The organism is Streptococcus sp. Z554 (assembly GCF_053010305.1).
In genome coordinates, this window is sequence record NZ_JBRKNV010000005.1 from 60,051 (window position 1) to 74,565 (window position 14,515).

General features: G+C 41.7%; 10 protein-coding genes. 1 reads left to right on the plus strand and 9 read right to left on the minus strand.

What is annotated here, in order from left to right:
* Positions 1-257: 257 nt before the first annotated feature.
* The 9 genes from ACVC7R_RS05790 to ACVC7R_RS05830 all read right to left on the minus strand — a co-directional run bounded on the left by ACVC7R_RS05790 (position 258) and on the right by ACVC7R_RS05830 (position 12,247).
* Positions 258-1,742 carry an ABC transporter substrate-binding protein gene (locus tag ACVC7R_RS05790; RefSeq protein WP_447263913.1) on the minus strand — a complete coding sequence of 495 codons (1,485 nt, stop codon included), beginning with the start codon at positions 1,740-1,742 and terminating at the stop codon, positions 258-260.
* Between the two features lie 106 nt (positions 1,743-1,848).
* Positions 1,849-2,769 carry a carbohydrate ABC transporter permease gene (locus ACVC7R_RS05795; RefSeq protein ID WP_214262831.1) on the minus strand — a complete coding sequence of 307 codons (921 nt, stop codon included), beginning with the start codon at positions 2,767-2,769 and terminating at the stop codon, positions 1,849-1,851.
* Positions 2,770-2,782: 13 nt separating this feature from the next.
* Entirely contained in the window at positions 2,783-3,712 is a 930-nt protein-coding gene (locus ACVC7R_RS05800) for an ABC transporter permease (RefSeq protein WP_006153360.1), read from the minus strand.
* Positions 3,713-3,926: 214 nt separating this feature from the next.
* Positions 3,927-4,628: a DUF4767 domain-containing protein gene (locus tag ACVC7R_RS05805; RefSeq protein ID WP_447263966.1), complete on the minus strand. Its 702-nt coding sequence runs from the start codon at positions 4,626-4,628 to the stop codon at positions 3,927-3,929.
* A 48-nt stretch (positions 4,629-4,676) separates the two neighbouring features.
* Positions 4,677-5,042, minus strand: a complete 366-nt coding sequence (locus ACVC7R_RS05810) for a hypothetical protein (RefSeq protein WP_447263914.1) — start codon at positions 5,040-5,042, stop codon at positions 4,677-4,679.
* A gap of 218 nt (positions 5,043-5,260) precedes the next feature.
* On the minus strand, positions 5,261-7,141 hold the full coding sequence (locus ACVC7R_RS05815; RefSeq protein ID WP_447263915.1) for a beta-N-acetylhexosaminidase: 1,881 nt from the start codon (positions 7,139-7,141) through the stop codon (positions 5,261-5,263).
* On the minus strand, positions 7,135-8,004 hold the full coding sequence (locus tag ACVC7R_RS05820; protein ID WP_447263916.1) for an ROK family protein: 870 nt from the start codon (positions 8,002-8,004) through the stop codon (positions 7,135-7,137). The genes ACVC7R_RS05815 and ACVC7R_RS05820 overlap by 7 nt, the downstream gene beginning before the upstream one ends.
* Before the next feature lie 84 nt (positions 8,005-8,088).
* The gene (locus tag ACVC7R_RS05825; protein ID WP_447263917.1) at positions 8,089-10,734 is read right to left on the minus strand and encodes an alpha-mannosidase; all 2,646 of its coding nucleotides are present in this window, start codon (positions 10,732-10,734) and stop codon (positions 8,089-8,091) included.
* A gap of 232 nt (positions 10,735-10,966) precedes the next feature.
* Positions 10,967-12,247 (minus strand): glycoside hydrolase family 125 protein, encoded by a 1,281-nt coding sequence (locus ACVC7R_RS05830; protein WP_447263918.1) that lies wholly within the window; start codon positions 12,245-12,247, stop codon positions 10,967-10,969.
* A 169-nt stretch (positions 12,248-12,416) separates the two neighbouring features.
* Here ACVC7R_RS05830 and ACVC7R_RS05835 point away from each other — a divergent pair, with 169 nt between their 5' ends.
* The gene (locus ACVC7R_RS05835) at positions 12,417-14,501 is read left to right on the plus strand and encodes a GH92 family glycosyl hydrolase (RefSeq protein WP_447263919.1); all 2,085 of its coding nucleotides are present in this window, start codon (positions 12,417-12,419) and stop codon (positions 14,499-14,501) included.
* The last annotated feature ends 14 nt before the right edge of the window (positions 14,502-14,515 follow it).

Consider the following 14,515-nt stretch of genomic DNA (forward strand, 5'->3'; position numbering starts at 1 on the left):
TTTTCATTCAACTATACCAGTATACTCTCTCAAGAAAGCGAATGCAATTTATTTGACCGAAAATTGAAAACAAGACCCATTTTCGGATCTTGTTTCAGCTGTGCCTGTGTCCAAGCTTATATGTCAGAGCAAATATTTAGATATCAATACAAATAAATATATGTTTTTACCAAAAAAGAATCACCACCCCGTCTGGAAATATCCAGACAAGGCAGTGATTGCATCTTTTAGGAATGAATACACGAAATCAATCTATCTTAAGATTTTTTGTTTTTCAAGAATTCGTCGTATTGTTTTTGCATTTCATCCAATACTTTTTGGTAAGCACCTTCAGATTTAAGTTTTTCCATCAATTCTGGAATAGCTTTTTCTGGGTCTACAGTACCAGTGTTGATAGCTGTATCGAATTGTTGCATAGTGTTAGTGATAGCTGAGATTTCAGATTTCACGTTGTCAGTGTTGAAGATGAATCCAAGCGCTGGAGATTCTTTTGCAGTTTCCAAGTCTTTCTTAGATTGTGCAATTTGTTCATCTGTAACGTTTTCGTTGATGTAAAGGATCCAGTTGTTACCAGTGTTCCATCCTGACATGTGAGTGTTTCCTTTATATCCATCAAGGACTTTAACACGGTTTTCTTTACCTGCTACTTTTTCCCAGTTCTTGCCTTCTGGTCCATAAACAAGTCCGTTCAAGAGTTCTGGGTTAGTGTTCAAGAGGTTCAACACTTCCATTGCTTTTTCTTTGTTCTTAGAGTTGTTTGAGATTACAAAGTTTGCAACTTGAGTTGTTTGGTTTTTCTTGATGAAGTTAGTAAATGGTTTGATTTGGATGTCTCTGTTAGCAACACGAGAAAGCAAGCTGCTACCGTAGTCAGCTGGTCCTACTGTTTCTTCACGAACAAGCCAAGTATCTTGAGTAAGGTCATATGAAGTTTCACTTGTTGCTACGTCTTTTGGAATGTATCCTGCTTCATAGTATTTGTGAAGAGTCTTCAAGTGTTCTACAAAACGAGGAACTTCGTAACGGTTTACGATTTTAGTAGTGTCACCTTCAAGGTCGATAACGAATGGAAGACCATTTGCAACTGGGTAGTCAAAGTTTTCTGATGGGATAAAGTTTTTACCAACAGCGAATGGCATTACGTCTGGAGCTTTTTCTTTGATTTGTTTCAATACTGGTTCAAGTGTTTCGTATGAAGTTACACCTGAGATATCGATTCCATATTTTTCAAGAAGTGGGCCGTTGAAAGCAAAGTTTTGTGAAGATGCAACGTTGGCTGCAACTGGAACTGCATAGATCTTACCGTTTATAGTGTTCCCTTTGATGTAAGCAGGGTCAAGCGCTTTGTAAAGATCAGCTCCTTCTTTCTTGTACAATTCTGTCAAGTCAGCATAAGCACCTTTTTGAGCGTTTACTACATAGTTATCTGCAAATGCGATATCATAGTTTTCTCCTGATGAAGTGATAACTGACATTTTCTTACCGTAGTCACCCCATCCAAGGTATTGGATATCTAATTTAGCACCAACTTTTTCTCCGATGATTTTGTTTGCATTTTCTAGCAACTCATCCAAGTTATCTGGTTTGTCACCGATTTGGTACATTTTGATAACAGTTTTGTCACCTGAAGCTGAGTCAGCAGCTTTTTGGTTGTTACCTTTAAGGTTTCCACAAGCAGCGAGGCTAGCAGCTAAAGCTACAAGGCTAGCAGATGCAAAAGCATATTTTTTCCAGTTTTTCATGATAAAAACTCCTTTTTTTATTTTTAAATTTAAAACAATTTTAGTGATCTACTTTTCAACAAAGAAAAGTTAGATAGGGTAGAGAAAGCTTGTTTCTCAGCGTCTCTTATTCTTTAACACCACCGATAGTTAAACCTTTTACAAAGTAGCGTTGGAAGAATGGATAGAGAATCGCAATTGGAACAGTCGCAACTACGACCATGGCCATACGACCTGTTTCTTTTGGTAGGGCAACTGCAAGTTGTCCTGACATCCCAACTGACTTAGCAATGTAATCCATGTTGTTTTGAATTTGCATGAGCAAATATTGCAATGGATACAAGTTGTCACTCTTGATGTAAAGTAGAGCATTAAACCAGTCATTCCAGAATCCGAGCGCTGTCAATAGTGTAATCGTTGCGATACCTGGTAGTGAAAGTGGCAAACAGATTTGGAAGAAGATACGAGCTTCGCTAGCTCCGTCAATACGAGCTGATTCGAGGATTGCTTCTGGGATGGTCTTCTTGAAGAAGGAACGCATCAACATGATGTTGAATGGTGATAGAAGCATTGGAACAATCAAGGCCCAAATGGTATCACCAAGGTGAAGCAACTGAGTTACCACGATGTAACCTGGTACCAAACCAGCATTGAATAACATACTAAGTAGTGCGAAGATTGTAAAGAATTTACGATACTTAAATGTTGAACGTGAGATGGCATAGGCGTAAGTTGTAGTAATAAAGACGTTTGTCAATGTACCGACAACTGTCACAAACACTGAGATAAAGAGCGCTTGTAAAATCTTATCTTTGAACTGAGCCAAAAACTCAAAACCATCTAATCCAAATTTTGATGGGAAGAAGCTATATCCATATTGAACAATACTCTTCTCATCTGTAACAGAAATAATGATGACAAAGATGAAAGGCAAGATACAAGAGAAGGCTAGCAAACCAGATATAAGACTAAAGAAGATATCTGCTTTTTTGCTGAAGGAGTGTATGCCAACATTATCAATTTTTTCTTTTTGAATTTTTTTTGCCATATGCTCCTCCTTTCTAGAATAGTGCTGAGTTAGGATCAACACGTCTTGCAAGTAAGTTTGATAGGATAACCAGAATCAAACCGACAACTGACTGATAGAGACCGGCTGCTGAAGCCATACCAATATCTGCTGTCTGAGTCAAACCATTAAAGACATAGACGTCCAATACGTTTGTTACACTATAGAGCTGACCAGCGTTGTGAGGGATTTGATAGAAGAGACCGAAGTCTGCACGGAAGATGTTTCCGACTGCAAGGATGGTCAATACTGTCACAAGTGGTGTCAACTGAGGAATCGTTACGTTGCGGATACGTTGCCATTTGCTAGCACCATCTACTGTCGCTGCTTCATAGTAAGTTGGATCAATCCCCATGATGGTTGCGTAGTACATAACACTACTGTATCCAAATCCTTTCCAAATACCTAGGAAGAGGAGAAGATAAGGCCAGATACTGACGTCAGCGTAGAAGTTAATCCCCTTCATGCCAAGAGCTTCCAAGGTGTGGTTAATAAGCCCTTTATCAATATTTAGGAAAGCATCTGTAAAGAAACTGATGATAACCCAAGATAGGAAGTAAGGAAACAACATAGAGGTTTGGTAGATTTTAACCATTCTCTTAGAGCGAAGTTCACTAAGGATAATGGCGATACCAACTGACACAATCAAACCGATAAAGATAAATCCAAGGTTATAAAGGACAGTATTTCGAGTGATGACAAAGGCATCTTTCGAACTAAACAAGAATTTAAAGTTATCTAGTCCGACCCATTTACTATTTATAATACTGTGGACGAATCCTTCACCAGTCATATGGTAGTCTTTGAAGGCAACCACATTCCCAAAAACTGGAATGTAGAAGAATAAAATCAACCAAATTGTTCCTGGTAAAACCATTAAGAGAAAAATCCAATTATCTCTTAAAGTTTTTGAAAACTTATTCATAATTTCCTCCCTTTTTATTTTTCTAAAACTTCATAATCTCACATTTTTAGTCTTGATAACGTTTACAAAAATAGTATACTCTTATTTTTAGGACAGTTTAAACTACAAATTATAGAAAAAACTCCACAAATTATTTTATGTGGAGAACTTTTTTATATGAGAAGTGTGTTTCACGAGAAACATCTTGCTTGTTAAGAGGTGTTGCTCATATTTGTTACTTGAAAACTTGTTCTAATATTGGTTGGTGAAATTCAACAAAATAAACCTGGGCATCTATAATAGCACCCGCTTCGCTTTTATTAATTTTCGGTTGCCCCTCAGTATGTAAAATAGTAGGGCGACCATCCATGTAGCCAAAGAGAATCACTTCTGTCCCTGCTTCATTCACATAACAGGCCAAGATTTCAAGTCGTTTTTCTCCAAGACCAGCAGTATATCCATGCCATTTAAAAGTATATTTAACTCCATCGACTTGCCCAAATTGCATAATCTGATCCGGGACTGCAAGCCCATAATAACGACCATATCTTGCTAGGCTAGTCGACTTAAATCTTTCGCCTCTACTATCTGAGTAGGATTCCATGGCTATTTTTATCTTGTCTGTTAGAGAACTATCGTCTATATCTGGCTCATTCTCAGTAGTGACACTCGATTTTAATAGAAATTCCTTAAAGTCCTGTGCTAAATCCGTGTTTTTAGTCACTTCAAAATTCGCAGCACTGATAGTTTCTAGCGTCTTATCGGTATGCAAGACCTGTGCTTGCCCATCTTTCAGTGTAAATAAGTAGAAATGTTTGTCCTGATTGTCATAGTAGGCATCCAAAACCAAGTAATCATAGGCATTGTCACTGGATACCCCGAAAATATTCCATCTGACTCTTTTCTGAGAAACAGTTGTTGTTTCTAATTTTTTGATGAGTTCATTTTTTTCGTCAAAGTTTCTATGCTCTAGTCTATGATAAGACTACCCCATAGAAGAAGCCCAGCTTGCAAACTCTTCCTGCCACTTTTCGGTCTTGTAATGGATTAGCTTCTGAAAATCCGAGTAGTTCTTCATAATCAAGGCTTGATCAGTCGGATTAGATAGCTGGAGCTCTTCCATGGCTACAACCGTAGCAGCCATAGGTGATTGAACAGCTGTATCCTTGGCTTCTTTTTCATGGGAAAGAGCCTTTTGATAGGAGTCCGCTAGGTAGTGAAAATAGTTGGTTACTTCCTTGGTTTGTTGATTCCTCGGTGTTTCTGGACTAGTTACGCTATCTTCTGTTGCCTTGTGGCAAGCAGATAACACTAGAATACTCGCAACTAGAACTAGTAGTAGCTTTTTCATGGTCAAACCTCCAAACGTTCCTTATGCTCAATGAAAATCAAAGAGCAAACTAGGAAGCGAGCCGCAGGCTGTACTTGAGTACGGCAAGGCGAAGCTGACGTGGTTTGAATTTGATTTTAGAAGAGTATTATACCTTCATTATACTCCTTCCCAACCTCCAAATCAAAAAACATCTCCATGTATTTAAAAGGAGATGTTTAACGACTTGTGATAAATTTCTAGGTTGTATAAATAGTAGATGCTGTCGCAATCGTATGCCATTGGTTGGCTGTCGTGGCTGCAAAGTCCTTGTCTGCGTAAAAGTCAGTAAATGGCAGAATCTCTACTTCTAGTTCGTCGATACGTGAGATAGAACCAGCTAGATAATCTTCGATACGGCTTTCTGCTCGCTTAATGCGTTGCAAGAGTCCACCCATGCGGATATCGACCGTATCCAAACCAAAGGCCTTGTTTTCTTTCAACCATTGATGGCTAAAGAGCTTGTGGAAGTGTTCAATCTCACTTCTGAGTTTTGGCAATTCTTCTCTAGCGATTTGTTGCAAGCTTTCTTTATCATCTGCGTGATAAGCTTCCCGGATGCGTCTTCCCACATCAACCTTGCTACTTAAAATGGCATTTAACTGAGCCTGAGTCTCAAAGAGATAAGCGTAGACTCCAGCTTTTTTCTTAATAGCAGCAAGGGTTTCAGCAGCCTGGGTAAAGTGAGGCTTGTCCTGTTCAGGTGTCATGTGTTTATCCAGAATTGGACAGAGGACATCCTGATAAAAGACATAGCGGTTGGGGTTGATCCCACTCAGATTTCCTGGTAGGTCTGGTAAGAGGTTGGCCAGATCAAGCTGCATAAAGTCCTCGACGGATAGACCTGTATTGGTCTTGAAGTGAGCAGACAAACGCTCTAAATCGTTGCGGTAGCTGAGTTCTGCCCAGATTTGTAAACTTGGTAGAATAGAGAACTGGGCTGTTTCACCACCATTATCTCCCCAACCAGTCACAATGACTTCTTTGATTTGATTGGCACGGCAGGCTTTATTTGCTTCAAGAGCGATGAGACGACTGAAATGGTTATGAGGCGTGAAACCAATCCACTTCCAAGCACCACCTGCAAAGGCGATATCCTGGCTAATCTTGTGATGGTTACGGAAGTTGCGGTTGTATTTTTCCTCGCTATCTTGGTAATAATCCCAGTAAACCAAGGTCACACGGTCTTTTAGACGGTCTAAATAAACACGAGTTTCTTCTGGAATTTCTACATCACGGTCATACTGGCCATCTGCTGACATGAGCTTGAAGAACATATCGCTCCACATCTGGCAGTGGAAACCATACTTGTCTGCGATATCCAGCACGCGCTCCAAGTGTTGGCACATAAGGAGACTACGATCCACAACCCCGTTAAGGATGAGATAGCGTCCCAAACCAACCAAGTGGGCTTCGTCCATTCCGATATTGACCTTGCGAGTCTGTAGCTTAGACAAAGTAGCAAACATGCCGTCAATTAGGTCGTACACTTTTTCTTCGCCAATGAGGAGAATGTCCTCTACATCACGAAGTTGCTGGACTTCTTTGACACCCCATTTGACAAAGGCTGACAAGTGGGCCAAGGTCTGAATACAAGGAACAAAAGTCATATCAAACTGTTGGGCGTAAGCTTCAATTTCCTGTAATTCTTCAGCTGAGTATGCTCCACGGAAATAGCCAAAGTAAGGTTGTCCCTCGATTTGATAAGTGTCTTCCATGTAGAGTTCAAAGGTTGAGTAGCCCATGAGAGCCAAGACCTCAATCATTTGTTTGGCAGAAGCGACATTCATTACAGCATTACGGGAGCAATCCGCCATATAGGCTAACTCTTCATAAGCTGCCTGCTCTTCAATCTCTACCTTATCACCTTCTGCTAAAGCTGTTGCTAGAACGGATAAGGCACGGTAGAGTTGGTGAGGTTTGTCATAAGTCAGCTGATACTGTCCGCACTCACCCTTGATAGAAATAGAGGCTTGATCAGACTGAGCAACTGCCACTTCTACATCTGGCAGGGAAATGTGATTTTTTAATACTTCAACAGCTTGCGCTTGCTTGGGGCTAAGCCCTGTAAAAATTACCATTGGTTTTCCTCCTGTAACCAGTTGACAAGAGCACCGTAGAGATTAGCATCTGCGTGATAGGTGCAAGCTTGGATGACTGGCGCAATTGTATATTCTTCATATCTTTCCACAAAAGCGTCTACTGCTTTTTGAACACCTTTGATAAAATCTGGGTTCTGACTGATAGAACCACCTAGGCTAATGACATCTGGGTCAATCAGGTACTGGATATTGAGTAGTCCTTGAGCAAGATTGCGGTTCATACGCTCAATGGCTTCTTGACAAAGGGCATTGCCTGCTGCAGCCTCTTGATAAACCTTACGGCCATCCCAGTCTGACTGACCTGATTTTTCAATCACATAACGAACCATGTTTCCTGTAGAAGCTAGTTGTGACCAGTTGTTGAGCTTTTCTGCTGGTTCGATGGTTGTCATATAGCCAAATTCACCACCTAAACCATGACGGCCTCGGTGAAGTTTCCCATTAATAATCATAGCCCCACCGATTCCTGTACCAATCACAACACAAGCTGCATTTTCAATCTCGGGATGAGCTAGCAGTTCACTAAGTCCAACACAGTTAGCATCATTTTCTAGATGGACAGGGAGTTGGTGATGAGCAAGGGCCTGGTACCATGAAAATCCATGAATGTAAGGAATAGCACTAATCCCCTCAATCACTCCTGTTTCTTGATTGACCGCACCTGGCACACTCATAGCAATCCCGCGATAGTCCTGTTCTGACAAGCGTTGGTCCAACCAAGCCAACAAATCATCTAGAGTTTCTGGAGTTGGGGTGCTGGTCTTATCTAAAATCTTTCCATCAGGAGTCAGACTAGCAAACTTAATGCCAGTCCCTCCGATATCAATCGTTGCAATGGTCATTGCTTTCACCTGCAAAAAGGAGCGAGTCAGCAGTTGGTTCTTACTTCTTCGCTCCTCCTTTCTGTTTATGTTTACTGTTTGAAATTAAATTTCTTCTTTTTGAATGAATTCTGTGCGAATTTCCTGTGGCGCCAATAGTCCTGAATGAACTGGATATGGGCGTTCCAGCAAGTCAAGAATGGCTTGTTGTTTTTCAGACACGCGAACATTTTCTTGACTCATGTTGTAGTAACGAAGGACATAACCTTCTTCATTCTCAGCCACCTTAAAGGCTGTTGGGCAGACTTGTGGCAGGCTGAGTGCTGGATGGTTAAAGAGACTACCCGTTGCCGCAACGCTACCCTCTTGTTTTGCGACTTGAAGAGCTGTAAATGGCACCTGGAAGGCTTTAGCACGACGGAAAGCTGAGAAGCGTTCGCCTGCTTGGTGGCATTCTACTGCAAACTCAACTTCGATATCACGCAAGCACTGAGCTTCCGGTGTTGGGAAGTAGCCCCAGTCACCGAGTTCGCCTGAAGCACGAAGAAGGGTTACAGCCATGGTGTCATCTCCAAGGATTTCATACTCGTGCAATCCTTTATTGGATACGGTTACTCCTTTGACATCATCATACAAGCTGACAAAAGCTTGTTGGTGTTGTGGATTTTCAGGATTTTCCCAAGAAGCTGCTGGTTTATTTGGTCTTGTCACAACTTCATAGATGCTTTCAGAATCATTACTTGGACGAGTGTTATGAGTTTTGACCAAGAGACGAATGCGGTGGTCTTTGGCTGTATTAGTAAAGCGAGTCTTGAAGCGAATCTGTGGATTGTCCACAAAGACAGTCATTTCTGTTTCAAGAGGAATGGTTGTCAACTCTTCTGAACGACCTGCATCTCGTTTCATGAACTCGATGATACCTCTTTGTTCTGCATCCAATTTTTCATCTGCGCTAACTGGAATAGTCAAGTCATGTTTGAGCAATACCTTAGCATAGCGAGCATTGTTTTCTAGGACATCGTATCCCTTCAATTGAGCATAGATTGGATCAGTTCCTTTTGGTTGGAAGTAAATGTACTCGTTACCAATATCTCCACGGTCCTCAAAGCGGATGAAATCTTCGTAAGCTTCGTTTGTAGTCTTGTCATAGACTGTGATTCCTTCATCTACACTGACAGTTACGAATGGGGTATCAATGACTCCATTTTGGTAAATACCATCTCGGTATTCTACTTGGCCTTCAACTAATTGGAAGCTTGCCCAAGAAAGCGGAGCAAGGTGGACTGGGATTGTCACGCGCACTTGGCGTGCAATATATGGTTGGCGGAATTTATCCTTAGGCAAAGTATAGCCAAAACTTGCTCCCAAGTCTTCAATCTTGGCTTCAAGGACATGGCCATCCAAATCTTCAACATGGTAATCTGGCAAGGTCACGGCTGCCATCTTCTTGTAGCCTTCAGTCGGATGTAACTCTTTGAAATCACAGGTAGCAACATCAACCACAACACTGACAGTATCTACCTTGTCATGTAAAGCTGTGTTAACAACGGTGAAGAGGTGTTCGCTTTGCGCTTCGTGAGTTGCTATTTTGTGTTTCCACTCATTGAGGAGGTTAGTCTTGACAAAGTTTCCAACCTGATTAACCTTGGCAAAACGAGTTTCCATTTCACGGTGAACTTCGTCAATACTACAGCCACAGATACTATCGTGCGGTGCATTTTGCAGAAGTACTTTCCAAGCATAGGTCAATTGATCCTTGTGGTTATGTCCACCAGTGATGATGGTCAAAGGTTCCACAACCTGCTCTAACAAGTTGCTATTTTCTTGGAAGGCTTGTTTGAGGTAAACACGTGAAGAAGAGGTATTGGCAAGGGTGTACCAGCCATCCGTTTCCTGGCTAGTCAACTCACCTGTGACCGTTGATAATTGTTCAGGAAGGGCACTTTCCAGTGCTTGCACATATTCGTCAAATGAGCTATGAATAAAGGTCACGTCAGGGAAGAGTTCGTTTGCCACACGAATGGCTTCGCTCAGATTTCTCTGAACAGGTTGGTGGTCACAACCGTTCATCATCAACCATTGGTTGGTCGATGCATAGTCACGAACGTCTGCTAATTTTTGCTTCCAGAAAGTCAAAGCCTCGTCTTTATCCACTGGAATTTCATTCCCGTTACTGTACCAGTTAGCAAAGAGAATACCGAGGACACGACTTCCATCCGCACCTTGCCAGTACATTTCAGAAAATTGAGAGGTAAACTGTTCATCTTCGAGGACTTGGTTGTCAAATCCGATTGGCTTGACACCGCGACCAAAGGCTGCTACGTGAATGCCTGATTTTTGAAGGATTTGAGGAGCTTGTCCCATATTTCCAAAAGTATCTGGGAAGTAGCCGATTTGAGTTGATTTGCCCCATTTGGCACATTCCGCTTGTCCAATCAAGGTATTGCGGACATTGGCTTCACTGGAAATCAAGTAATCATCCTGCAAGATATAGAAAGGACCAATCTTGAGTTTTCCTTCGTCGATATAACGCTGCACCTTGTCACGATTTTCAGGGCGAATTTCTAAATAATCATCAAGGACGATGGTTTGGCCATCCAAGTGGAAGCTCTTGAACTCAGGATCATTTTCAAACAGATCAAAAAGATTGTCAAAAAGTTCCACCAATTGCATCCGGTGACTTTCAAAAGGTAGATACCACTCACGATCCCAGTGGCTATGAGAAATAATATGTACAACAACATTTTCCATGAGTAAAACCTCATTCTAACTTAAATTTAAAAATAGATTTGTGATTCTTTGCAAGAATCAGTTGAGCGAAAACGTGCTCCTTATACTCAATGAAAATCAAAGAGCAAACTAGGAAGCTAGCTGCAGGTTGCTCAAAGCACTGCTTTGAGGTTGTAGATAGAACTGACGAAGTCAGTAACATATATACGGCAAGGTGAAGCTGACGTGGTTTGAATTTGATTTTCGAAGAGCATTAGCGAATATCCAAGTAATCCAAGACCAACTCGCAGAACATCATATTGGCCCACGAGAACCATTCACGAGAGTAAAGAGTCGGATCATCTACGTGGAAGCTTTCGTGCATCACACCTGTCCCACCATCACAAGCGACGAGCTGATCTAGCAAGAATTTCTTCTCTGCCTTATCAGTTGTTGTCAAGCCTTGGATAGATAGGGCAATCGGCCAGATATAACGATAGAAGGTATGAGAACTTCCGAGGCCGCTAGCGTATTCTCCTTGGTAGAAGTAAGGATTTTCTGGGCTTAGAATGGTGCGACGAGTTGCTTGATAGACTTCATCGTTCACATCGCAGTAACCAAGATAGGGAGCAGCCAACAAACTTGGTACGTTAGGGTCGTCCATGATGCTAGCATTTCCCAAACCGTCTACTTCGAAGGCGTAGATCTTTTCACCCTTGCTGTTGGTGGTGTAGGCGTAGTTTTCGATTCCTTCTTGGATTTCAGCTTGCAGGCGTTTGGCATCAGCAATAATGCTCTCGCTATCAGCTAGATGCAATTCTGCAAAGATTTCTTGGACATATCCCAAGACAACGACTGCAAACATATTGGACGGGATTAAGTAGCTATACTGACAGCAGTCATCACTCGGACGAAAGGCTGACCAAGTCATTCCTGTTACGGCAAAGTCCGGACCAAAACCATCATTTACCAAAGTGTCTTCCTTACGATCGGTATCCCGAACAAAGCGATAAGGTGAGTTCTTATGGTCTTGTTCTACCGTCCAAAGATGAAGGATCTCCTTGGTCGCTGTAACAAAAGTCTCATCAAACTGGCTGGTTTCTCCTGTTTCTTTCCAAAGAAGGTAAGCTAATTGCAAGGGATAGCAAAGCGAATCCACTTCATACTTACGTTCCCAAATCCAGCCATTGAGGTCTGTATGGTCTGTCTCGTGATGACCCTTCCAGTTCTCCTCAATATTAAAAGAGTTAGCGTAGGGATCCTTTAGGATCAAAGTCATCTGACGTTTGACCAAACCTGCAATGGTCTGGCGTAAACGAGGGTCTCTTTTTGCCACATGAAGATATGGTCTAAGCTGAGCAGTCGAGTCACGCAGCCACATAGCTGGGATATCTCCTGTCAGTACAAAGGTTGACCCGTCTTCTAAGATTTCAACTGTATTGTCTAAAGTGTCTGTGTAGCAGCGTTCAAAGACATCCACCCATTTCGGATGTTCCTTGGCACGTTCCGCTACTTCATCTAGCCATTCTCTGACGATTTCTTTAGAATAAACCATAAACTATTTTGCCTCTTTCAAACAAGATTCATTTTCAGTATATAGCTTTTAGCCCAGAAAATATATACACAAATGATAGTCATTTTTCTACAAAATTGTTATATTTGAGACTCCTTTTCTAAAGGCAATATTTTCTGATATAATGTAGAAAACAACTAAAGGATATTCTATGAAAACGATACTTGAAACCATCGATACCCGTTTTGGAACAGCCAGTAAACATGCATTTTCACGAGGCAATACACTACCATACACTGGAGTGCCTTTTGGGATGAATTACTTTGTTCCACAAACTAGTGACCAGGAAGGGTCTTGGTTTTTCGATCCTCATCTTCCCATATTTCAGGGTGTTCGACTAACCCATCAGCCTAGCCCTTGGATTGGCGATTATTCTTGGTTACTACTGACACCCGTTACAGGAGAAATTAGCGGTGACACGCTCTTCCATCGTCAGTCTTCCTATAACCTTGATCGTGCTATTTTCAATCCCCATTATCTCAGAATTTTTTCTGAGCGTTATCAGATTGAAACCCAACTCACACCTACTTGCTATGGGGCTTCTATTCAACTAAGACAGATACAAGGCAAGAAGATCTCACTCTATCTGCATGCGACTGATGATTTGACAGTGGAGCAAGTGGATGATCGTACTGTCAACCTAGGCCAAAGCGGATTAACCGAAACCAACAAAAGTCCTCTCATCATGTTCACTGCCCTCGAATTCTCTAAGGATATCCTATCTATCAAACAAGAGGGGCAGGACTGGCGTATTGACTTGGCTGGAGCAAAAGTTCAAGTTCAACTAGCGACTTCTTTTATTTCTAAAGAACAGGCTCTCTTTAATCTGCCTAAAAAAGACTTTGAAGAAACGAAAGCAGATGCTAAAGAAAGTTGGGAAGACCTTCTAGGTCGTTTTGATGTCGTAGAAACTGGCTCTGTAGACCGAACATTTTTTGACCACTGTCTTTACAGACTCTTTCTTTTCCCGCAAACCTTCTATGAGGTAAATGAACAGGGTGAAAGCATTCATATCGATCTTGCTTCAGGAACTATCAAGTCCGGTCTGCTCTTTACCAACAATGGTTTTTGGGATACCTTCCGCACTTCATTCCCTCTCTTTGCCTTGATTATTCCAGAGCACTATCGTCAGTTTCTTGAAGGTTTCCTCAATAGCTATCGAGATACTGGCTATCTCCCTAAGTGGTTGGCTCCTGACGAAAGAGGAATGATGCCTGGTACTTTGATTGATGGTGTACTAGCAGATAGTGCTTGCAAAGACATGGCACCTGAACTTGAAGAAGAATTTCTAAAAGCCATGATCGAAACTGCAACCAAGGCAGATCCAAAAGCCATCAACGGACGCCATGGCCTTTCTCAATACCAGGAACTGGGCTACTTGTCCACAGATTATCATGAAAGTGTCAGTCACACACTAGACTATGCTTACAGTGATTTTTGTATCTCTACTTGTGCAGCAAAATTAGGGCAAGAAGAACTAGCCCAAACCTATGACCACTACTCTAAGAATTATCAAAACCTCTTTGACCCTGAAACGGGCTATATGAGGGCGCGTGATGTAGATGGCAACTTCCGTCCTGACTTTTCTCCTTATAGTTGGGGCCGTGACTACGCTGAGTGTTCAGCTATTCAAGCCAGTCTAGGTGTCTTACATGACATTTCTGGACTTAGCCAACTAATGGGTGGAAAAGAAGCCTTTAGCAACTATCTTTTGAAAGCTTGTCAAAGTCTCCCACTCTTTGAAACGACGGGTTATGGCTATGAAATCCATGAGATGAGCGAGATGGCAACAGCACCATTTGGTCAACTAGCTATTTCAAATCAACCAAGTTTCCATATCCCATATCTTTTCCGCTATAGTAATGTTCCTCAATATACCAGTCTTTTGATCAAGACTCTCCGTCAAAAAGCCTTTCGAGCTGGCTGGGATGCTTATCCAGGAGATGAGGATAATGGCAGTCTATCGGCTTGGTATGTGTGGTCTACTCTCGGACTTTACCCAACCTGCCCAGGAAAAGCAAGTTATGACCTTGGAATTCCGCTCTTTGACCACCTTCGTGTCTATCTAGCTCAAGAAGATAAATGGCTTGATATTCGTACTCAACAGAATCATGAACACTTCTACTTTGTCCAAGACTGTCAACTGGACGGGAAAGAAAAACAAAGCATCAGCCATCAGGAATTACTCAATGCCAAAACTCTCGACTTCACCCTTAGCTGGTTACCGAAGCATTAATAACCTAACCCCCT